Annotated in this window: 21 protein-coding genes and 1 tRNA gene; 19 read left to right on the top strand and 3 right to left on the bottom strand. The window is 40.8% G+C overall.

The features are described from left to right. From hisD to MHH44_RS17710, 12 genes are all read left to right on the top strand, one after another. Window positions 1-1,281: a histidinol dehydrogenase gene (hisD, locus tag MHH44_RS17765; protein WP_340799252.1), complete on the top strand. Its 1,281-nt coding sequence runs from the start codon at window positions 1-3 to the stop codon at window positions 1,279-1,281. Next, entirely contained in the window at window positions 1,281-1,874 is a 594-nt protein-coding gene (hisB, locus tag MHH44_RS17760; RefSeq protein ID WP_008406417.1) for an imidazoleglycerol-phosphate dehydratase HisB, read from the top strand. The genes hisD and hisB overlap by 1 nt, the downstream gene beginning before the upstream one ends. After that, complete coding sequence (gene hisH / locus MHH44_RS17755) at window positions 1,871-2,491, top strand: imidazole glycerol phosphate synthase subunit HisH (protein ID WP_340799251.1); 621 nt, start codon at window positions 1,871-1,873, stop codon at window positions 2,489-2,491. The genes hisB and hisH overlap by 4 nt, the downstream gene beginning before the upstream one ends. Further along, on the top strand, window positions 2,485-3,243 hold the full coding sequence (gene hisF, locus MHH44_RS17750) for an imidazole glycerol phosphate synthase subunit HisF (protein ID WP_065216730.1): 759 nt from the start codon (window positions 2,485-2,487) through the stop codon (window positions 3,241-3,243). Before hisH ends, hisF begins: the two co-directional genes overlap by 7 nt. Continuing rightward, window positions 3,240-3,857: a bifunctional phosphoribosyl-AMP cyclohydrolase/phosphoribosyl-ATP diphosphatase HisIE gene (gene hisIE / locus MHH44_RS17745; RefSeq protein WP_008406412.1), complete on the top strand. Its 618-nt coding sequence runs from the start codon at window positions 3,240-3,242 to the stop codon at window positions 3,855-3,857. The genes hisF and hisIE overlap by 4 nt, the downstream gene beginning before the upstream one ends. Window positions 3,858-4,042: 185 nt before the next feature. After that, the gene (locus tag MHH44_RS17740) at window positions 4,043-5,569 is read left to right on the top strand and encodes a tetratricopeptide repeat protein (protein ID WP_340799250.1); all 1,527 of its coding nucleotides are present in this window, start codon (window positions 4,043-4,045) and stop codon (window positions 5,567-5,569) included. 76 nt (window positions 5,570-5,645) lie between these two features. Further along, on the top strand, window positions 5,646-6,590 hold the full coding sequence (trxB, locus tag MHH44_RS17735) for a thioredoxin-disulfide reductase (protein WP_008406407.1): 945 nt from the start codon (window positions 5,646-5,648) through the stop codon (window positions 6,588-6,590). Window positions 6,591-6,919: 329 nt separating this feature from the next. Further along, window positions 6,920-7,390: an 8-oxo-dGTP diphosphatase gene (locus MHH44_RS17730; protein ID WP_008406405.1), complete on the top strand. Its 471-nt coding sequence runs from the start codon at window positions 6,920-6,922 to the stop codon at window positions 7,388-7,390. A 14-nt stretch (window positions 7,391-7,404) separates the two neighbouring features. Then, window positions 7,405-8,286 (top strand): RNase adapter RapZ, encoded by an 882-nt coding sequence (gene rapZ / locus MHH44_RS17725; RefSeq protein ID WP_008406403.1) that lies wholly within the window; start codon window positions 7,405-7,407, stop codon window positions 8,284-8,286. Window positions 8,287-8,290: 4 nt separating this feature from the next. Beyond that, entirely contained in the window at window positions 8,291-9,268 is a 978-nt protein-coding gene (locus tag MHH44_RS17720; RefSeq protein ID WP_008406401.1) for a gluconeogenesis factor YvcK family protein, read from the top strand. A gap of 50 nt (window positions 9,269-9,318) precedes the next feature. Then, window positions 9,319-10,260 (top strand): DNA-binding protein WhiA, encoded by a 942-nt coding sequence (whiA, locus tag MHH44_RS17715; protein WP_008406400.1) that lies wholly within the window; start codon window positions 9,319-9,321, stop codon window positions 10,258-10,260. 154 nt (window positions 10,261-10,414) lie between these two features. Continuing rightward, window positions 10,415-10,672 (top strand): HPr family phosphocarrier protein, encoded by a 258-nt coding sequence (locus MHH44_RS17710; protein ID WP_008406398.1) that lies wholly within the window; start codon window positions 10,415-10,417, stop codon window positions 10,670-10,672. A 282-nt stretch (window positions 10,673-10,954) separates the two neighbouring features. On the opposite strand, the gene clpP is transcribed toward MHH44_RS17710, so the two are convergent. Next, entirely contained in the window at window positions 10,955-11,545 is a 591-nt protein-coding gene (gene clpP, locus MHH44_RS17705; protein ID WP_008406397.1) for an ATP-dependent Clp endopeptidase proteolytic subunit ClpP, read from the bottom strand. A gap of 184 nt (window positions 11,546-11,729) precedes the next feature. Between clpP and MHH44_RS17700 the strand changes: the two genes are divergently transcribed. The 5 genes from MHH44_RS17700 to MHH44_RS17680 all read left to right on the top strand — a co-directional run bounded on the left by MHH44_RS17700 (window position 11,730) and on the right by MHH44_RS17680 (window position 15,776). Continuing rightward, window positions 11,730-11,801, top strand: a tRNA-Arg gene (locus tag MHH44_RS17700). A gap of 743 nt (window positions 11,802-12,544) precedes the next feature. Continuing rightward, window positions 12,545-13,324: a basic amino acid ABC transporter substrate-binding protein gene (locus MHH44_RS17695; protein WP_065216733.1), complete on the top strand. Its 780-nt coding sequence runs from the start codon at window positions 12,545-12,547 to the stop codon at window positions 13,322-13,324. Window positions 13,325-13,354: 30 nt separating this feature from the next. Next, window positions 13,355-14,056, top strand: coding sequence for an amino acid ABC transporter permease (locus MHH44_RS17690; RefSeq protein WP_008406394.1), 702 nt, complete (start codon window positions 13,355-13,357; stop codon window positions 14,054-14,056). Next, the gene (locus tag MHH44_RS17685; protein ID WP_008406392.1) at window positions 14,057-14,779 is read left to right on the top strand and encodes an amino acid ABC transporter ATP-binding protein; all 723 of its coding nucleotides are present in this window, start codon (window positions 14,057-14,059) and stop codon (window positions 14,777-14,779) included. Between the two features lie 202 nt (window positions 14,780-14,981). Continuing rightward, window positions 14,982-15,776: a basic amino acid ABC transporter substrate-binding protein gene (locus tag MHH44_RS17680; RefSeq protein WP_340799249.1), complete on the top strand. Its 795-nt coding sequence runs from the start codon at window positions 14,982-14,984 to the stop codon at window positions 15,774-15,776. Between the two features lie 289 nt (window positions 15,777-16,065). Here MHH44_RS17680 and MHH44_RS17675 read toward each other — a convergent pair whose 3' ends face one another. Together MHH44_RS17675 and MHH44_RS17670 are read right to left on the bottom strand one after the other, a co-directional pair. Next, entirely contained in the window at window positions 16,066-16,326 is a 261-nt protein-coding gene (locus tag MHH44_RS17675) for a phospholipase A2 family protein (RefSeq protein ID WP_306341334.1), read from the bottom strand. Window positions 16,327-16,414: 88 nt separating this feature from the next. After that, the gene (locus tag MHH44_RS17670) at window positions 16,415-17,662 is read right to left on the bottom strand and encodes a Zn-dependent hydrolase (protein ID WP_340799248.1); all 1,248 of its coding nucleotides are present in this window, start codon (window positions 17,660-17,662) and stop codon (window positions 16,415-16,417) included. A gap of 124 nt (window positions 17,663-17,786) precedes the next feature. Here MHH44_RS17670 and MHH44_RS17665 point away from each other — a divergent pair, with 124 nt between their 5' ends. Together MHH44_RS17665 and MHH44_RS17660 are read left to right on the top strand one after the other, a co-directional pair. Next, window positions 17,787-19,325, top strand: coding sequence for a PucR family transcriptional regulator (locus MHH44_RS17665; RefSeq protein ID WP_340799247.1), 1,539 nt, complete (start codon window positions 17,787-17,789; stop codon window positions 19,323-19,325). A 198-nt stretch (window positions 19,326-19,523) separates the two neighbouring features. Then, window positions 19,524-20,879 carry an aspartate aminotransferase family protein gene (locus MHH44_RS17660; protein ID WP_340799246.1) on the top strand — a complete coding sequence of 452 codons (1,356 nt, stop codon included), beginning with the start codon at window positions 19,524-19,526 and terminating at the stop codon, window positions 20,877-20,879.

The following is a 20,879-nucleotide window of genomic DNA, read 5'->3' as shown; positions in this document are numbered from 1 at the left end:
ATGAAAATAACAATTTTGGATAACGATATTTCTTTAAAACGCCAACTCGAGCAAGGCAATGAACAACAGCTGCAAACGGTACGTGAAGTCATTCAGGATGTACGTACGAAAGGTGATGCGGCGATTAAATATTATAGTGAAAAATGGGACGGTTTTGCGCCTGAAAACTTACGCGTAGCCGAATGTGAAATCATCGAAGCGGTTAAAAGTTTTGATCCGCAATTATACGGCGATTTACAAGAAGCAGCAGATAATATTTATCGTTATCATAATAAACAGAAACGTACGGGGTTCCAGTTGCCGTTAGAAGACGGTTCGTATTTAGGGCAACGAATTACACCGCTTGATGCAGTAGGGTTATATGTACCTGGCGGATCAGCAGCTTATCCATCTTCTGTATTAATGAATGTCATCCCGGCACAAGTTGCGGGAGTGAAACGCATTGTCATTACTTCACCTGCAGGAAATGACGGGAAATTGCCGGACGCTGTACTTGTTGCGGCCCATATTTTAGGTGTGACGGAAATTTATAAAGTAGGCGGTGCACAGGCGATTGCAGCACTAGCATACGGAACGGAAACGATTGCCCCTGTCGATAAAATTACAGGTCCGGGAAATATATTCGTAGCATTGGCAAAGCGTGAAGTATTCGGTGAGGTGGCGATTGATATGATTGCCGGTCCATCTGAAATTTGTATTTTAGCAGATGAAAGTGCCTATGCCGATGAAATTGCTGCAGATCTTCTATCACAGGCAGAGCATGACACATTAGCATGTGCTGTACTGATCACAACAAGTGATGATTTGGCAGATGCAGTGGCAGATCAAGTCGAGATTCAATTGTCAAAATTACCGCGACAGGCGATTGCACGAAAATCGATTGAAAACTTCGGTCATATTTACGTAGCAGAATCTATTAAAGATGCGGTACGTGCTGTCAATTCATTGGCACCTGAACATTTGGAAGTCATTACAGAAAATGCTGAAAAGGTTTCGGGAATGATTACGCATGCGGGTGCGATTTTTATCGGCCGCTATAGTTCGGAGCCGGTAGGGGATTACTTTGCAGGCACGAACCACGTATTACCGACAAACTCAACAGCGCGCTTTGCAAGTGGCTTAAATGTCGATGATTTTATTAAACGCACGAGCGTTGTTTATTATAGCGAAAAAACTTGGCAACAAAATGCGCCGAAGATTGCGCGTCTTGCACGACTGGAAGGGTTGGAAGGACATGCAAGAGCGGTAGAATCGCGCGGCTGGGATAAAGGAGAAGAATAATGACACGTTTTTCAAAAATCGAACGCGATACAAATGAAACAAAAATTAAAGTAGAGCTCAACTTGGACGGTACAGGTCAAGCCGACATTAAAACAGGTGTTGGCTTTATGGACCATATGCTCGATTTATTTATAAAGCATGGATTGTTTGACGGCAAAATACTGGCGGATGGGGATACTTGGATTGATGATCACCATACGACAGAAGATATCGGAATTGTGTTAGGACAAGCATTCCGTGAAGCGTTAGGCGATAAAAAAGGAATTAAACGCTACGGTACTGCATTTGTACCGATGGATGACGCGTTAGCGCAAGTTGTCGTTGACTGCTCAAACCGTCCGCATTTGGAATACCGCGTTACACCGGAGCTCAATGCGAAAGTAGGGAACTTTGATACAGAGCTCGTCCATGAATTTTTATGGAAGTTTGCACTGGAAGCCCGCATTAACCTGCATGTCATCGTTCCTTATGGCCATAATACACACCATATTATTGAAGCGATTTTTAAAGCAACGGCACGTGCATTGGATGCAGCGGTAGAAATCGATCCACGTGTAAAAGGTGTGCCATCAACAAAGGGGCTGTTAACGTGAAAATAGGTGTAATTGATTATGGAATGGGCAATCTGTTTAGTGTCGAGCAGGCATTAAAGCGATTGGATGTACAAGTAATTGTTTCAAGTAATATTGAACAGCTGGAAGCGGCGGATGCTTATGTACTGCCGGGTGTAGGTGCATTTCCGGATGCGATGAAGCGCCTGGAAGAAACAGGGTTCATCGATTTCATTAAAACGACGAAAAAGCCGCTGCTTGGCATTTGCCTTGGGATGCAGCTATTGTTTGAAGAAAGTGATGAAGTGGAGCAAACGAAAGGTCTTGGTATTTTCAAAGGACGTATTCAGCGCTTTACTGATGTTACCCGTATTCCGCATATGGGCTGGAATGAGCTGAAATTAAAGCAAACACCAGAATGGTTAGATAAAGAAGACTTGCCGCAAGAACGCCATGTCTACTTTGTTCACTCGTATTATGCGAGCGGCATCGATGAGATGGAGCTGATCGCCTCAGCTGATTATGAGCACGTACAAGTACCGGGCATCGTGGCAAAAGATAATTTTACAGGTATGCAGTTCCATCCAGAAAAGTCAGGGCCGTTTGGTGTGTATTTATTGACGGCTTGGACACAGGGAGTGAAAGAGGGCGTATGTTAACAAAACGAATTATTCCATGTCTTGATGTTAAAGAAGGACGAGTTGTAAAAGGGGTACAGTTTGTAGAATTGCGTGATGCAGGAGATCCTGTCGAGTTAGCTAAATTTTATGATGAGCAAGGCGCCGATGAGCTCGTATTTCTCGATATTTCCGCTTCACATGAAGGGCGGGAAACGATGGTCGATGTTGTCCGTCAAACGGCAGCAACATTGGCGATTCCGTTTACAGTAGGCGGTGGAATCCGAACGATCGATGATATGAAACGTATTTTACGTGCGGGTGCCGATAAAGTATCGGTCAACACATCTGCACTGGAACGCCCGCAGCTCATAAAAGAAGGTGCGGATTACTTCGGTGCACAATGTATCGTTTGTGCAATCGATGCGAGGTACAGCGAAGAAGACGGCACATGGATGGTATATACTCATGGCGGCCGCAATAAAACGACATGGACAGCAGTCGATTGGGCGAAAGAAGCGGTACGACTAGGTGCCGGAGAAATTCTTCTTACATCGATGAATCAAGACGGCGAGAAATCCGGCTTTGACCTGGAATTAACGAAAGCGGTACGTGATGCGGTAACTGTACCTGTCATCGCTAGCGGCGGAGCAGGGAATGCGGAACACTTCCGTGCAGTATTGCAAGATGTTGATACAGATGCCGCATTGGCAGCGAGTATTTTCCACTATAAAGAAACAAGCGTAGCAGAAGTGAAAAGCTACTTAAAAGAAAAAGGGGTTCGTGTACGATGAACGTAAAATTTAATGATCAAGGCTTAATTACAGCCGTAGTACAAGATGCACAGTCAAAAGAAGTATTAACAGTAGCTTATATGAACGAAGAGTCACTCCAAAAAACGATTGAAACGAATGAAACATGGTTCTATTCACGTTCTCGTCAGGAGCTTTGGCATAAAGGGGAAACGAGCGGCAACACGCAAAAAGTAGTTTCGATTAAAACAGACTGTGACAAGGATGCGCTCGTTATTGAAGTGATTCCAGCTGGCCCGGCTTGTCATAACGGAACGACTTCATGCTTTACTGAAAGCTTGGTAGAAAACGAACGTCCAGGTTCTGTCGCGATTCTTCCGCAGCTAGTAGAAGTGATTAAACAGCGTGAAATCGATATGCCTGAAGGGGCGTACACAACATATTTATTCGATAAAGGAATCGATAAAATCTGTAAAAAAGTCGGCGAAGAAGCTACAGAAGTTGTAATCGGTGCGAAAAACCGTGACGCAGAAGAAGTGAAATGGGAATCGGCAGATCTTCTTTATCACTTATTAGTTCTTCTTCAAGAGCAAAAAGTCGATGTTTATGAAGTGCTGGATGTATTGCAAAAACGCCATGAAGGAAAGAAGCAGTAACTACTGGAAAAATAACACCGCTTTGTCAGCCGTGTTTTTAGTACATATGTGCCGGATATGCTATAATAGTTAGAATTGATTAAGGGACCACACCTGTGCGTTCCTTATTTCTTTGTTTACAAACAAATGACCTGCGTATTTGATGATATAGAATGTATTGAACGGAATGACTCGGAGGAATATTATTGGAAAATAAACGTTTAAAAACAAAAGTTACTAATGTCGTGTCGTTTGTTCCGAATGGTGATTATTATTACAATAAAGCTTTAAAGGCAATTGAACGAGACGAAATGGATAAAGCATATAAATTTATTAAGCGCGCGGCGGATTTAAGTCCGGATGACGCGCATGTGTTATTACAGTACGGAATTCTTGAAATGGAACTGCAAAATTTCGAGCATGCATATGAGTTGATTCACACAGCCTATAGTTTAGAGCCGAATGAATCCGAAATCATCTTTATGATGGCGGAAGTGTCAGGCTGTATGGGTCATATTGCTGATGCCCAAAAATACGCAGCCCAATATTTAGAAATGGAACCTAATGGCACATATACGGAAGACGCCTCCGAAATATTGGAGTTTGTCGATTATGTGGGCGAAGATTTGGATGACATGGATGAATTTGATGGGGCGAAGCATGTGGCACAGGAAAAAGCCCGCCGCCATATGGAGCAGGGCGATTTTAAAACAGCAATCGAAATGCTGGAGCAAATCATTGAAGAGTATCCAGACCTTTGGAATGCGTATAATAATCTGGCGTTAGCCTATTTTTATGTCGGTGAGGCAGAACAGGCACGCGCACTTCTATATCGAGTGCTGCGTGAAAACCAAGGCAATCTTCACGCACTTTGCAACTTGGCTGTCTTTGCATATTACGAAAAAAGCAGTGAAGAGCTGAATGAACTGGTCGGTTTATTGAAGAAAATCCAACCGTTCGATTGGGAAAACCGTTATAAGCTCGGTGCGACATTTGCGTTAATCGGGCAGTATGAAGAAGCCTATAAATGGCTGCGCTCTATGAGTAAGAAAGGTTATGATGGAGAGCCTGGCTTTTATTTCTGGCTTGCCCAGTCAGCCTACTTCTCAGGACATGAAACGATTGCTAAAGAAGCTTGGAAAATGCTCATACAGTTGGATCCATCAAAAGAAGGGATGGAACCGTGGGCAAATGGTGAAGGCTCTATTTTACGAAATTCCGCGGAAAATCATCGTGACTTCATCATTCGTCAACTAACAGATGAGCACCAGTCAAGCCGATTATTTGGCATGTTTTTATTGAAGCGTTCGGCACATAAACAGGAAATTGTCGCGCACCCTTCTATTTTAAATGTCTCAAATTTTACGGCTATCGAAAAACTTTGCCTGGCATATGCACTGGACTATGACTTCAGTAACGGCAGCAAGGAAGAAAAGCAATTCCTGCGTTTTATGGAAGTAGCTGAGCAGATTACAGAAGTAAATGATTCGATTTCTTTAGAGGTCGCGCAAGTGTTAAGTACATGGTTTGCACTTGGGGAAATTGCATTCGAACAAGGCTATTCGTTTAAAAACAGCGCGGCTCTGGCTGCTGCTGTTGAATATTCATTCCATGTAGCGCTGGAAAACAAAGTGACGAAAAAAGCAGTAGCGGGCAAATATAATATTTCAACTGCAACATTATCGAAATACAATGATGAATTATATGAATTTGTACCGTCGGACTTTGAATAGGCAGTATATTTGTATTTATACAAGCAATCTTATACGATGAAAATATAGAAAAGGTATACGCAAGAGGAGGATCTTCATGTCAGAAGAAAAAATTTATGATGTAGTCATTATCGGAGCAGGTCCAGCAGGTATGACTGCTGCGGTATATGCATCGCGCGCCAACTTATCAACATTAATGATTGAACGTGGGATTCCCGGCGGACAAATGGCTAATACAGAAGCAGTGGAAAACTATCCAGGCTTTGATACAATTTTAGGGCCGGAATTATCGACAAAAATGTTTGAGCATGCGAAAAAATTCGGTGCTGAATATGCATACGGTGATGTAAATGAAATCATCGATGGTGAAGAATATAAAATTATCGTTTCTGGTAAAAAACAATATAAAACACGCACGATTATTATTACAACAGGTGCGGAATACAAAAAACTAGGCGTTCCTGGCGAAACAGAGCTTGGCGGCCGCGGTGTAAGTTACTGTGCTGTATGTGATGGCGCATTCTTCAAACAAAAGAAACTGATCGTAATCGGCGGGGGCGACTCTGCAGTTGAAGAAGGTATTTACTTAACACGTTTTGCGGATAAAGTAACAATCGTACACCGTCGCGATAAACTTCGCGCACAAAAGATTATTCAGGACCGTGCATTTGCCAATGAAAAAATTGACTTCATCTGGAACACAACAGTAAAAGAAATTCATGAAGTTGACGGTAAAGTAGGGAAAGTGACATTAGTTTCAACAGTTGACGGCACTGAAACGGAAGAGGCTGCAGATGGCGTATTCGTATATGTAGGCATGCTTCCATTAACATCGCCATTTGCTTCTTTGAATATTTTAAATGAAGCAGGCTATATTGTAACAAACGAGAAAATGGAAACATCAATTCCGGGTATTTATGCAGCGGGCGATGTTCGTGATAAAATGCTGCGTCAAATTGTAACAGCTACAGGTGACGGCAGTATTGCAGCACAATCAGCGCAACATTACGTGGAAGAAATAAAAGAAAAGATAAATCAATAATTCTTTAATATAAATGTAATCATATCGTTACAAAATAAGGGTATACTAAAAGTGGAATTTGTTTTAACCCCCTTATTTTTTATCCTAAGGTTGTTTCAAGCGTGCTTACGCTGAAGCAACCTCTTTTTTTGTGGCTTTCCGGCACAAATGTTGACTTTATAAATGAAACGCTTGCTTTTACGGAATGCATAGGACAAGGTATAATAGAAATAAGCTTTAGAAAAACACAATTCGCTGCATATAGCGAAATTGTGTCTTTACTTATGTGGAATTCGTGAAATATTAGTTATTCACTTATCCCATTAAATGAAAAAGTTGAGGTGTTGTGTATGCAACGTATTACAAATTTACTCGCTATTAAAGATGGTCAAGTGTTACTGCTGCAAAAACCGAGAAGAGGCTGGTTTGTGGCACCCGGTGGGAAAATGGAGCCAGGAGAATCCATCTATGACTCCGCTATACGCGAATTTCAGGAAGAGACGAATCTAACACCAAAAGACGTTCATTTAAAAGGTGTATACACAATGGTTATCAAAAATGGAGATACAGTCGTCGATGAGTGGATGCTGTACACATTTATCGCAACTGATGTTGAAGGAACACCATTTGTCGAAACGCGGGAAGGCATTTTAAGCTGGTATGAAATTGAACGTTTAAAGGATCTTCCGATGGCGGCAGGTGACCGTACGAATTTATTATTTGCAGCATTAAATCAAGGTACGCAATATGGTACATTTGAATATACAGAGGATTTTGAGCTAATCAGCGAAAAAATTCAAAACTCGACGGAACAAAACTAGAGGAGATGAAATAAGTGGCTAGTTCGAGCTATACACATGAGTTAGTGATTATTACAGGAATGTCAGGGGCGGGCAAAACGGTTGCAGTTCAAAGTTTTGAGGATCTAGGTTATTACTGTGTAGATAACTTACCTCCGGAGCTTTTAACTACTTTTTTAGCGCTAATGAAGGATTCCGAAAAAAAGATTTCACGTATGGCAGTTGTTATGGATTTACGTGGGAGAGAATTTTTTGGCTCATTGATCGAATCGCTCGACGCACTACTGGACGAAGAAGATATTTTACTCCGTATTTTATTTTTGGAATCCGATGATGCCACATTAGTTCGGCGCTATAAAGAATCACGCCGATCACATCCGCTTGCACCTCAGGGATTACCGCTGGAAGGGATTCAAATGGAGCGCGAACTGCTCTCTGAAGTAAAAGGGCGTGCCAAATCGATCGTCAATACTTCCCAGTTAAAACCACGGGAATTACGTGAACGTATCGCCCAGGAATTCAGCAATATGAGCAGTCCTACGTTTTCGTTAAACATTATGTCATTTGGATTTAAGCATGGGCTGCCGATTGATGCAGATTTAGTATTCGATGTTCGCTTTTTGAAAAATCCTTACTATGTTGAAGAATTGCGACATAAAACAGGGCTACAAACAGAAGTATCCTCTTACGTACTAGCAACAGAAGAAACACAACAGCTAATTGCCAAACTGACTGACTTGTTCACATTCATGATTCCTCATTACCGTAATGAAGGCAAATCACAGCTTGTCATCGCTTTCGGCTGTACGGGCGGGCAACATCGCTCCGTTACACTTGCTGAATACTTCGGGAAGCTATTGGCAAAAAATGATCAAGTCATCGTTACACATAGAGATATCAATCATAGGAAGGATTGATGAGATGAAAAAAAAGAGAACAAGAATCGTCGTAATTGGCGGGGGGACAGGCCTTTCTACAATATTACGCGGTTTAAAGCAACATCCTTTTGATATTACAGCCATCGTTACGGTTGCAGATGACGGTGGCTCTTCCGGACGTTTGCGGGATGACTATGATATCCCGCCGCCCGGAGATGTGCGAAATGTAATTGCCGCCCTTTCTGATGTAGAGCCGTTAGTGGAGCAGATGTTTCAATATCGCTTTTCCCAATCAAACGATTTAGGCGGACATTCGCTCGGGAATTTGATGTTGACCGCTTTAACGGAAATTACAGGTGATTTTAACCATGCGATTGCTGAGATGAGCAAAGTACTCAATGTGCACGGAAAGGTTATCCCGGCAGCCAATAAAAAGGTTACATTACATGCCGAATTATCGGATGGGTCGGACATTATCGGCGAGTCGAAAATTCCATCAGGCCATGCACCGATTAAACGGGTATACTTGGAGCCTAGTAACCTCAAACCATTACCTGCTGCAGTTCATGCGATTGAACGAGCAGATTTTATTTTGATTGGACCTGGCAGCCTTTATACGAGCATCATTCCGAATTTATTGGTTAAAGGAATTGGGCAGGCGGTTATTCGTGCGAAAGGCGAAAAGATCTATATTGCGAATTTAATGACACAGCAAGGTGAAACGAGAAGCTTTACTGCCTCACAGCATATAGAAGCAATCCATGAGCATGTGGGAGAAGCATTTATCGAATCGGTACTGATCAATGAAAAGGAGCTACCTCCTTCGATTTACGAAAATTATCGGGAGGAAAATGCTGAGCCTGTTAAGTTTGATATTGAAAGACTGCAAGAAATGGGCATTAATATCATTCCAAAAGAGATTGCGCTTATTGAAAATGGAACAGTACGTCATGATGCGGTAAATCTCGCTGAATGGCTTTTTGAATATACAGTAAAGAAAAGACAAACGATGCAAGAATAGTAGTATGAAACAAACACTACATAGGTTGCTAGGAAAGGGGGAGCGAATCCATGTCATTTGCATCTGAAACAAAGAAAGAACTGACGCAAGTAGAAGCTGGTGATAGTAGTTTAAAGGCAGAAGTATCTGCTCTTATACGGATGAACGGTTCGTTAAGTTTTGCGAATCGCCAATTAAGCTTAGACGTACAAACAGAAAATGCGGCAATCGCACGTCGGCTTTATACAATTGTAAAAAAGCTTTATCCATATAATGTAGAGTTGCTTGTTCGAAAGAAGATGCGTCTTAAAAAGAACAATGTGTATATATGCCGTGTACGGGAAGGTGCGCGGGAAATTCTTGCGGATTTAGAAATTGTCTCAAATTCATTTGAGTTTAATCATACAATCGCCAAATCAATCATACCGAAAGAAAATGAACGCCGTGCCTATTTACGTGGAGCCTTTTTGGCAGGAGGCTCGGTAAACAATCCGGAAACCTCTTCCTACCATTTGGAGATTTATTCTTTATATAAGGAGCACGGGGAAGCGTTGGCAGAGCTCATGAACCGCTATGATCTAAATGCGAAAACAATTGAACGGAAAAAAGGCTTTGTCACGTATTTAAAAGAAGCTGAGAAGATTTCGGATTTTATGAATTTAGTCGGTGCTGTTCAGGCGATGCTGAAGTTTGAAGATGTTCGGATTATTAGAGATATGCGGAACAGTGTAAACCGTATCGTAAACTGTGAAACGGCCAACTTAAATAAAACAATTGGCGCGGCATTGAGGCAAGTGGAAAATATCCGCTATATCGATAATGCGGTAGGGCTTGATCAGCTGCCGGAAAAACTGAGGGAAATTGCACGTCTTCGTGTAGAATATCAGGACGTGACATTAAAAGAGCTCGGTGAAATGGTTTCAACTGGCGTTGTCAGTAAATCAGGTGTCAATCATCGTCTGCGCAAAATCGATGAAATCGCGGATGCGCTCCGTCGTGGAGAGAATATTTAAATCCACTTGCGCTTATGGAGCACATACGTCATGGCGTAATAGAAAAAATTGGTAACGATTTCATAAAAGATGTTTCCAATTGTTGTTCTTTTCGGACAATTTCGTTAAGATAAACATAGAAGCGATGAACGGTTGTGAAAGGGAGTATTTCAAGATGATTGAAAAACAAGTAGAAGTAAAGTTAAAATCGGGCTTACAAGCAAGACAGGCGGCTTTGTTCGTCCAAGAGGCGAATCGTTATAAAGCGGACGTCTATTTACAAAAGGATACGAAAAAAGTGAATGCGAAGTCGATCATGGGCATTATGAGCCTTGCCGTTGCAAAAGGCACGGTTGTCACATTATGGGCAGACGGCCATGACGAAGAAAAAGCAATCAACGCATTACAACTACTTATTGAAAAAGCGGATTAAGGCAAAAGGATAAAGCGCCCGTTCAACTCCGCTAGCCATTGGAGGGCCCGATGCAAAAGTAAACGCTCCACCACTTTTGCATGAGGGACCGAAATGGCCAAGGAGTTGGCGCTTTATCCTGGACGTGGACAAACATATTATTTAAGTGTTAAACAAAATGCGATAACGAATTTTATTTACAAGACAAAAGCACAGCCAGTTCAGTTTACATGAACGGCTGTGCTTATTTTTTAAAATACAAAAAAGCATACAAGACGAATCCTGTATGCTTGAATGAATCGATTATTTTAATTGGTTACGCTCATAAATTTTATCGATAAGACCGTATTCCAATGCTTGCTCTGCAGACATGAAGTTGTCACGATCTGTGTCGCGTGCTAACGTTTCGTAATCTTGGCCACTGTTTTCAGCCATGATGCGGTTTAGTTTTTCACGTAAGTGTAAAATACGTTTTGCAGCGATTTCGATTTCTGTTGCTTGACCTTGTGCACCGCCAAGTGGTTGGTGAATCATTACTTCTGCGTTTGGTAAAGAAACACGTTTGCCTTTTGCACCAGCAGAAAGCAGGAATGCACCCATTGATGCAGCCATACCGATACAGATTGTTGATACATCAGGTTTGATGAAGTTCATCGTATCGTAGATCGCCATACCTGAAGTGATAGAGCCACCTGGTGAGTTGATATATAGGTAGATATCTTTATCTGGATCTTCAGCTTCTAAAAATAATAGCTGTGCTACGATTGAGTTCGCAACATTGTCGTCAATCCCACTACCTAATAAAATGATGCGGTCTTTAAGTAAACGTGAATAAATGTCATATGCACGCTCGCCGCGGTTTGTTTGTTCAATAACTGTAGGAATTAAGTTCATTGAAAAATCCTCCCTTTGTTAAAGCTTATATTCGATTACTTTTGCTGAAAATGACAAATATTTCAGCTGTAAACCTATCATACACGTATTAGTCAGTTATGGTCAAATATAAACTCTGATTTTTACAGTTGAAAATAAGGTGTTCCATCTGTATAATGAAAAAAGTTGCACATATTATTTATATGTCCTCGTGGTGTAATGGATAACACTTCAGATTCCGGTTCTGAGGCTGGGGGTTCGATTCCCTCCGAGGGCGCTTTCTTTTTAAAGATTATTACTGATCTATATAGAGTTAAAATAATCTTTCTCTTCCATTTTTCTACAGTTTATTTTTGGCGCTACACTATAAATTTCCTAAACCATTCTAATTTAAACGCTCTTCCTATAAAAAATAAAATTCTTTATTAAAAATCACAATTTATACTTGAATTATATGTGAAAAATTAGTACATTATTAAATGTTGTGTTTTCACAAAACTAGTTAGATAGACTATATTATCATGTCCTTTAGGGGGCACCATTTTACTGTTTTAATATACGTTTCAATATCAATTGCAAAAAATCATCTGAGGTTTTTTTGCAATAGAGAATGAAGTTTTATTAGGATAAAAAGAATCACTGTACCGGTTCTTTTTATCCTTCATTCGTTCTCTACCTAAAAATAATAATTCAAGGCTGCATGAGAGGGAATTCCTCTTGTGCAGTCTTTTTTATTTTAGTTAAAAATTACCTATCAGATTAACATATATTATGAAAAACAGGGAATATATGTAATGGTACGAGAATCCTTTTGAAGAGGGGAATACAATAATGGAATAGTAATAGAGTGAATAAATATTAAATTATATGCAAATATACCGTTAATTTTGTTATAATAATTCATCATAATGCAATAATAATCAATTTTTTAAAAATTAAATGTTGTATATTAATTGCGGAATTAATATAATTGAACATGTTATTAACAAAAAAACTACTACATCCAGGAGGATATTCATAATGAGTACTAGAAAACTATTTAAATGGGCAGCACCTTTAGCTGCAGCTTCAATGATTTTAACAGCATGTGGAGCGGACGAATCGACATCTACAGGGGATAAAGAATATAAGAAAATTGTTGCAGGTACGGAAGCTACATATGCACCATTTGAATACTTAGATGATAAAGGAAATGTTGTCGGCTTAGATTCAGAGATTTTAGCAGCGATCGGCGAAGAGATGGGTATTGAAACAGAAGTGAAAAATGTAGGCTGGGACTCAATGATGAGCCAAGTAACAACTGGCGAAGTGGATATGGGTGCAGCGGCTATTACAATTACAGATGAGCGTAAAGAATCATATGACTTTACAGATCCTTACTATGAAGCAACTTTACTGATCGTGACAAAAGAAGGTTCGACAGTTGCATCGCTGGAAGATATTAAAGACAAAAAAATTGCAGTACAGATTAATACAACAGGCCACATCGCAGCACAGGAACTTCAGGGTGTTGCAAGCTCGAAGATTTTAGCATATGAAAACTTCTCTGTTGCGTTAACGGAAGTGCTGACAGGTGCAGCTGATGCCGCAATCGGTGATAATGCAGTTATTTTAGATTACCTTGAAAACAATCCTGATTCAGGCTTAAGAGCGGTAGAGGATACTTCATTTGAGAAAGACTACTTCGGTTTTATGGTGAAAAAGGGCAACAAAGAGCTATTGGATATTTTAAATGAAGGTCTTCAAAAAATTAAAGACAATGGCAAGTTAGCTGAGATTACAGGTACGGAAATCGAATAAGCTACATTTTAATTTATTGGAGGGTTTCAGATGGATTTTTTTGATTTTTTCCGTTGGGATATAATCTGGAACTACCGTGAACTATATGCAAAAGGACTTTGGGCGACTATTGTTTTAACAGCATGTGGTTATATTGGTGGTATCATATTCGGTCTAGTTTTAGGATTAGGCCAGGTTTCAACAAAAAAATGGATTTACTGGCCGGCTAAAATTTATGTCGACGTATTCCGTGGTACGCCAATGCTCGTACAATTATTATTAATTCACTTAGCTGTTATTCCAACTATTTTTGGAACATCGCAAGGTTGGTGGGTATCGGGTATTGTCGGTCTGATTTTAAACAGTGCCGCATACAATGCAGAAATTTTCCGTGCAGGGATCCAGTCGATCGACAAAGGGCAAATGGAAGCTGCAAGGTCATTAGGGTTAACACAGGGCCAGGCGATGCGCAAAGTTATTTTACCGCAGGCGTTCCGTCGTATGATTCCGCCATTAGGGAATGAATTTATCGCATTGTTAAAGGATTCTTCACTTGTAACGGTAATCGCCGGGGCCGAGATTTTATATGTAAGTAAAGTAGTAGCCGGAACGTATCAGCGTTTCTGGGAGCCTTATTTATTCGCAGCGTTCCTATACCTTGTATTGACGTATGCTGTAACGAAGCTTATTGCATTTATCGAAAAACGAGTTGATATTAATTACAACCCACGTAAGAAAAAGGAGCGCGCGTAAATGATTAAAGTAGAAAACTTACACAAGCATTTTGGCAAGCTCGAAGTGTTAAAAGGAATCGATTATGAAGTACATGAAAAGGAAGTAGTTTGTGTCATCGGGCCATCTGGTTCTGGGAAATCAACGTTTCTTCGCTGCATGAATTTGCTGGAGGAAGTAACGGATGGTGCGATTTATATTCAAGGTGTCAAAATCAATGATCCGAAAACAAACATTAACGATATCCGTACAGAAGTGGGGATGGTGTTCCAACAGTTCAACCTATTCCCGCATATGTCGGTCATCGATAATATTACAATGGCGCCAATGCAAATTCGCCAACTGAACAAAGCCGATGCCGAAAAATTGGCACTCGAGCTATTGGATAAGGTCGGTTTGCGTGAAAAAGCAGATAACTATCCGCAGCAATTATCAGGCGGTCAGCAGCAGCGTGTCGCGATTGCCCGCGCATTAGCGATGAAGCCGAAAGTAATGCTGTTTGATGAACCAACGTCAGCCCTTGACCCCGAAATGGTAAAAGAGGTTTTGGAAGTAATGAAAAACCTTGCTAAAGAAGGCATGACAATGGTTGTCGTAACACATGAAATGGGCTTCGCACGTGAAGTAGGTGACCGTGTCCTGTTTATGGATGGCGGCTATATCGTGGAGCAGGGCCACCCGGATGAAGTATTCGGTAACCCGCAAAACGAACGGACAAAAGCCTTTTTAGGAAAAGTACTATAAACATTGGGAAACTATCTTCTATTATGATGAGTAGTAGAAGGTAGTTTTTATATTTAGTAGGATTCACAGTTGTTTGGAATGAAAGGGAGGCGACTCCTTAGGAAAACTTTTATATCCTAAACTATCAGAAGATTTAGAATTAAATATTGTGTGGCTCTACTAAAAAATGTATAATCTTAACAAAAATAGAGGGGGGTTTATAATGTTCAAAACGAAGAAGTTTTTCATAACGATGCTGCTAATGGCATTAACAATCATTTTAGCCGCATGTGGTACAGCGGATGATGAAACATCAGGAAGCGCAACATCCGGAGAAGGTGGCGGTAAAAAGCTGTTAGTAGGAACGGAAGCAACATTTGCCCCATTTGAATCAATGAATGACAAAGGTGAAATTGTTGGAATCGATGTAGATATTATGAACGCAATCGGTGAAGAAATCGGTTCAGAAGTAGAATTCCGAAATGTCGGTTGGGAGCCGGTATTCCAGCAAATTACGAACGGTGAACTGGACTTAGGTGCATCTGGTATTACCATTACAGATGAGCGTAAAGAGACGTATGATTTCACAGATCCATATTATGAAGCATCATTAATGATTGTTGTGAAAGAAGATTCACCAATCAAAACATTGGATGAATTGAAAGATCAAAAAGTTTCTGTTCAAATTAATACAACAGGGCATATTGCAGCACAAAACCTGCAAGGAAAATCAAGTTCAAAAATTTTAGCGTATGAAAACCAGCCGATAGCATTCCAGGAAGTAATCAATGGTGCAACAGCAGCGGCGTTTGGCGATAATGCGGTTGTTATCGAGTACTTAAAGAACAATCCGGATTCAGGACTAAAAGCGATTGAATCGGATCAGTTTGAAAAAGAATATTACGGCTTCATGGTGAAAAAGGGGAACACTGAGTTACTGAACCGTTTAAATGAAGGCCTAGCGAAGATTAAAGAAAACGGTAAGTTAGAAGAAATTACAGGGCAGAAGATCGATTAATTTATAATTGAAAAATATGATAAACCCGGTATTTTGAAACTTAAACTTTATGAATTGATTGGAGTGAAGGGCGACTCCTAGGGAAATAGCGTGACGCCTGAGACTTAGGAACAAAAGCTAAGAGCGCCACGTCCTGTGGCAACGCTTTTGTGACCAACATCGTGTTGGCCTCACGCCACGCCCCTGGAAAGCGTCCCCGGAACGGAAAACAATTCTAGGGTAAGCAGAAACACCTCAATTTTCTCCCAGAGAAAATTGAGGTGTTTCGTTTTGTTCAAGTTTATAAGGACTATATTAGAAAATTCTTTAACCGTATCGCTCTGGAGAATAAATTTGCGTCCCTCCCCATTTTCGTTGAGGGGTTTTTGTATTGATTTAAACATTGTTGAAAAATTGCGTCACAATATCTTTTATCGTAGCCACTTGCATAACAAGCATCGTGGTGCAGACAGCAATTATCGACTGCATTCGTTGGTGCACCAGGTCCGCTGCAACCAGGTCCGCAGTAACGGTAACCAGGGAAGCAGAACCCCATTGCAGGACGTCTCATCATCCCACCTCCTTCTACTAGATACCATATAGTATGTTCACCTAATTAGAAGAGGAGGGCAAACCTATTGATTTCATCATAAAAACCTTTACTTTACACTAGCAGACTTAACGGGTGAAACCGAAGATTCGGCTACTTTCAATATTGCATTAACAAGGACGTCGGCACCCTTTGAACATTCTTCGTAGGAAGTATATTCATCTTCCCGGTGACTATAGCCTTTCGCACTTGGAACAAAAATCATTGTAGAAGGAATATATCCTGCGATAAATTGAGCATCGTGGCCGGCACCGCTGAACATATGATGGCGTGAATAGCCCAGTGCATCTGTACTTGCTGCTACAGCATGGACAACTTCCGGTGCGAAATAGACCGTATCCCGGCTCCATAGTTTTTGGTAGCTCAGTTCGCAGTTTTCGATTTCTTTAGGAAGGTCAAAAATAATTTGTTCCACTTGCTGGATGACTGCAGGGTCTTGGTGGCGGGACTCCAACGAGAAAGTTACATTACTCGGGATGACCGTATGAATATTCGGGTAGGCATTGATACGTCCGATTGTATAAACAAGATCTTCAGGAAGTTGTTTTAATTTATTTTGCAGGATGTAAATGATCTGCATCGCGGCAAACATACTGTCTTTACGCATGGAAATAGGGGTAGTGCCCGCATGGTTCGATTCACCGGTTAATGTAATGTCATAGCAAACCATGCCAAGAACGCCTTCTACGACTCCAATTTCTTTTTTATAATGCTCCAAAACGGGACCTTGCTCAATATGAAGCTCCAAATAGGCATGCGCTTCGGTTAGACGGTTTGCGACATCGCCTTCATAGCCGCTTTCTTTCAAGGCTTGTTCAAATGTTACCCCTTTTCGATCCGTCGAAGCGAGCATCTTTTCCTTATCGAATTTCCCTGAAAGAACACCTGAAGCCATTAAGGACGGTTCAAAACGTGCCCCTTCTTCGTTTGTGAAGTTTACGATAGTTATAGGGTGATTTAGTTCGAGTTCTTCATCAATAATAGTTTGGACAGCTTCCAGGGCAGTTAAAACACCGAGTACCCCATCAAAGCGTCCTCCCTTTATGACAGAATCTAAATGTGAGCCGATGACAATCGGCAAGTTATCGGAGTTGGATGGCAGTGTTGCGTACATAGTGCCCATATCGTCAACCGTTACCGTCATGCCAAGCTGTTCACAAATTTCTTTGAACTTGTTGCGGGCGAGAATATCTTCGGGAGATAGGCTTAAACGTGTGACACCATTATTTTCTGTTGCCCCAAATTGGCTAAATAAATCAATAGTGTTTTGAAGTCGTTCGCGGTTTGTTTTTAACATAAAATTCCCCCTTAAATTCAATAATATATAAACATTAGCACTAGCATATAACAAATTAATATATACTTAATGTAAAATGATACAATAATTGTATGGACGAATTGTTAATGATAGGGGGCTGCTTATGTTAACCGTAAAAGAAGTTCTAAATCGAAAATACTTTGAATCGGCGAAGGTCGTCGCAGGTCAAACTGGCTTAAGCCATGCGATCAAATGGATTCATATATTGGAAGTTACCGATGTGAAGCAGCTGATAAAAGGAAATGAGCTCATTCTGACAACGGGCGTCATTTTAAAAGATAATGAACAAGGCTTTCTGAATTTTGTAAGGCAACTTAATGAATTAAATGTAGCCGGGCTGTGTATTGAGTTAGGTATGTACATTCAAACGATTCCGGAAAGCGTCATTAAACTGGCGGATCAACTGGATTTTCCGCTCATCGTTTTTCAGGAAATTGTCCCGTTTGTCGGTATTACGCAAGATTTGCATACAGCGATCATTCATCAGCAGTACGATATTTTAAGGCAGCTCGAAGATTATTCCCAGAAGATCAACAACTATGTTTTGAAAGTGAACGACAAAGTGAAGATTTTGCAGTATATGCAAAAGTATTTAAACGTGGATATTTATTTTGATGTGAACAAAGGAACAAGTCTCGCAATCCCGGATAAAAAGATTGAAAATTGCAAAAAGTATATCAATCTTTTAGGTAGTAAACATAAAGCAAAGATTGAAGTGAATTTATTTGATCAGTTGTACGGGACGGTCTATATATACTCAGAAAAAAGAGAAATGACGGAATTGGATTTACTTATTTTGGACCGCACTGTAGTTACGCTGTCTCAGTTTATTTTAAGAGATTTATATATTGAAGAAAAATTGGAAAGCGAAAACCGGAAGTTTTTTGAGAAATGGCTCGAAGGTGAAAACAGCGATGATGAATTGCTTTATTTTATCGAAGAGTTCGATCAAAAACTGAAACACAATGGCTGGATGGTCATGATTCATCAGCTTAGAAGAAAGAATGCGATAAAGGATTTAACGAATTATAAAATCAATCTTCGACAGGCGCTGCAGAAAGAAGGGTTTTACACATTTATTGTCGAGCAGTCCCAATATTTAATTTTTATCATCAACGATTTGGCGCAGGGAGCTACGTATAAAGAGCGGATGAACCGTGTAATGAATGAGATGATTCATCAAAGTAAACAGGACATGCTTATTGCTGTTGGAAAATATGTTACGCATTACAATGAATTGAAAGAAAGCTATCAAACAGCGCAGGAAACCCTACAAATCCGGATGAAACATACAGAGCTTTCGTATTTTTACGATGAACTGGTGTTGTACCATATGGTGAAAGTTCTGCAAAACAACAGTAGTCTTATGCAGGCGGCAATGGAAAAAATCGGAAAACTCAGCCAGTATGACAGCAAGCACAACGCGAATTTAATTCAAACTCTCGATGTTTATTTTCAGTGTAATGGACTAAAAAAGGAAACTGCCGAAAAACTGTTTATCGTCCGTCAAACTCTTTATCACCGCCTGGAAAAAGTGGAACAGATCATCGGCAGTGACTTTATGAAGTACGAAAACCGCCTCTGCCTGGAAATCATGTTGCTCATGACGAAGCATAACTATTATGAGGGTGTGAAGGTGTAGGTGCCGTGATTGAAGATGATGCAATTAAATATCAAATGCGTTGATTGGAATGGAAATCACCCCCCTTGCCTGATCAGGATATCCTCATGTGCTAAATGTGAAATCAAGGCAAACATCCATTTGACACTATGTATAATGCCCTTAATCTTCCAATAAGCGAAAATAGAAATAGAGTTTAGGAATGTAGGAGGGAAATGCATGAGCCAATATGTAGAGTATAACTGGAAAGCAAATGACGAAAAACATGTATGGCACTCGATGAAGCCGTATAACCCGGAAGCAACATTTATCGTTGAACGAGCGGAAGGGGCTTGGCTGACGGATATCGATGGCAATAAATATTTGGATGCAATGGCAGGGCTTTGGTGTACGAATATTGGTTATGGTCGTAAGGAAATTGCCGACACAGCTTACGAGCAAATGCTTAAAAATTCTTATACACCGCTGACAAATGGGCACACGCCAGCGATTTTACTGAGCCAGAAAATCAGTGAGCTGCTTGGGGACGAATATGTTGTCTTCTATTCAAACAGCGGATCGGAAGCAAATGAAGTCGCATTCAAAGTGGCAAGACAATATCATCAGCAAAAAGGTGATACGACCCGTTATAAAATCATTTCCCGCTACCGTGCTTATCATGGGAGTTCAATGGGCGCTTTAGCAGCAACAGGCCAAGCGCAACGCAAATATAAATACGAGCCGCTTGCACCCGGCTTTTTACATGTGGCACCACCTGATCAATACCGGAATCCGGAACAGGCGGAAAACGGCGATGCTACAACATTGCCTAGTGTGAAAAACATTGATCAAGTAATGACTTGGGAAATGTCCGAAACGATCGCCGCGGTTATTATGGAGCCGATCATTACAGGTGGCGGTGTCATCGTGCCGAACGAAGATTACTTGAAAGGCGTAAAAGAGGTGTGCGAGAAACATGGTGCGCTGTTAATCGTTGACGAAGTAATCTGTGGCTTCGGACGTACAGGTACGGCGTTCGGCTTCCAGAACTATGGCATTAAGCCGGATATTGTAACGATGGCAAAAGGGTTAACAAGTGCCTACATGCCATTATCAGCAACTGCAATCCGCCGTGAAATTTACGAGCAGTTTGTCGCGAACGGGGACTATGAGTTTTTCCGTCATATTAATACATTTGGCGGTTCACCGGTCGCATGTGCTGTCGCATTGAAAAACATTGAAATTATGGAGCGCGAAAATTTATTTGAGCAATCCGTCGTCCTTGGCGAATCGCTTAAGCGCACATTGCAAGAAAATTTAAATGATCATCCATTCGTAGGCGATATTCGAGGAAAAGGATTATTGATCGGTATTGAGCTTGTGGAAAATAAAGAAACGAAGGCACCGCTTGATGTTGAGCGCGTGAATGCAGTGATTGGCTACTGTAAGAAAAAGGGCGTCATTATCGGGAAAAACGGTGTAACGGTCGCGAACTTCAACAATATATTAACGCTGTCACCACCGCTTTCAATTTCAGTGGAAGAAAAGGACCTGATTGCCAATACAGTGATTGAAGCAGTAAACAGTATTAAATAA

It is taken from the genome of Solibacillus sp. FSL K6-1126 (genome assembly GCF_038003445.1).
Lineage (GTDB): Bacteria > Bacillota > Bacilli > Bacillales_A > Planococcaceae > Solibacillus > Solibacillus silvestris.
This window is presented reverse-complemented; position numbering and strand designations above follow the sequence as displayed.

Coding starts and splice junctions, on each gene's coding strand:
- MHH44_RS17730 (WP_008406405.1), top strand. CDS start 6,920: ATGCAACGTATTACAAATTTACTCGCTATTAAAGATGGTCAAGTGTTA.
- MHH44_RS17665 (WP_340799247.1), top strand. CDS start 17,787: ATGTTAACCGTAAAAGAAGTTCTAAATCGAAAATACTTTGAATCGGCG.
- MHH44_RS17675 (WP_306341334.1), bottom strand. CDS start 16,326: ATGAGACGTCCTGCAATGGGGTTCTGCTTCCCTGGTTACCGTTACTGC.
- clpP (WP_008406397.1), bottom strand. CDS start 11,545: ATGAACTTAATTCCTACAGTTATTGAACAAACAAACCGCGGCGAGCGT.
- hisD (WP_340799252.1), top strand. CDS start 1: ATGAAAATAACAATTTTGGATAACGATATTTCTTTAAAACGCCAACTC.
- MHH44_RS17670 (WP_340799248.1), bottom strand. CDS start 17,662: ATGTTAAAAACAAACCGCGAACGACTTCAAAACACTATTGATTTATTT.
- trxB (WP_008406407.1), top strand. CDS start 5,646: ATGTCAGAAGAAAAAATTTATGATGTAGTCATTATCGGAGCAGGTCCA.
- hisIE (WP_008406412.1), top strand. CDS start 3,240: ATGAACGTAAAATTTAATGATCAAGGCTTAATTACAGCCGTAGTACAA.
- MHH44_RS17710 (WP_008406398.1), top strand. CDS start 10,415: ATGATTGAAAAACAAGTAGAAGTAAAGTTAAAATCGGGCTTACAAGCA.
- MHH44_RS17720 (WP_008406401.1), top strand. CDS start 8,291: ATGAAAAAAAAGAGAACAAGAATCGTCGTAATTGGCGGGGGGACAGGC.
- hisF (WP_065216730.1), top strand. CDS start 2,485: ATGTTAACAAAACGAATTATTCCATGTCTTGATGTTAAAGAAGGACGA.
- MHH44_RS17685 (WP_008406392.1), top strand. CDS start 14,057: ATGATTAAAGTAGAAAACTTACACAAGCATTTTGGCAAGCTCGAAGTG.
- MHH44_RS17680 (WP_340799249.1), top strand. CDS start 14,982: ATGTTCAAAACGAAGAAGTTTTTCATAACGATGCTGCTAATGGCATTA.
- whiA (WP_008406400.1), top strand. CDS start 9,319: ATGTCATTTGCATCTGAAACAAAGAAAGAACTGACGCAAGTAGAAGCT.
- MHH44_RS17690 (WP_008406394.1), top strand. CDS start 13,355: ATGGATTTTTTTGATTTTTTCCGTTGGGATATAATCTGGAACTACCGT.
- MHH44_RS17660 (WP_340799246.1), top strand. CDS start 19,524: ATGAGCCAATATGTAGAGTATAACTGGAAAGCAAATGACGAAAAACAT.
- hisB (WP_008406417.1), top strand. CDS start 1,281: ATGACACGTTTTTCAAAAATCGAACGCGATACAAATGAAACAAAAATT.
- MHH44_RS17695 (WP_065216733.1), top strand. CDS start 12,545: ATGAGTACTAGAAAACTATTTAAATGGGCAGCACCTTTAGCTGCAGCT.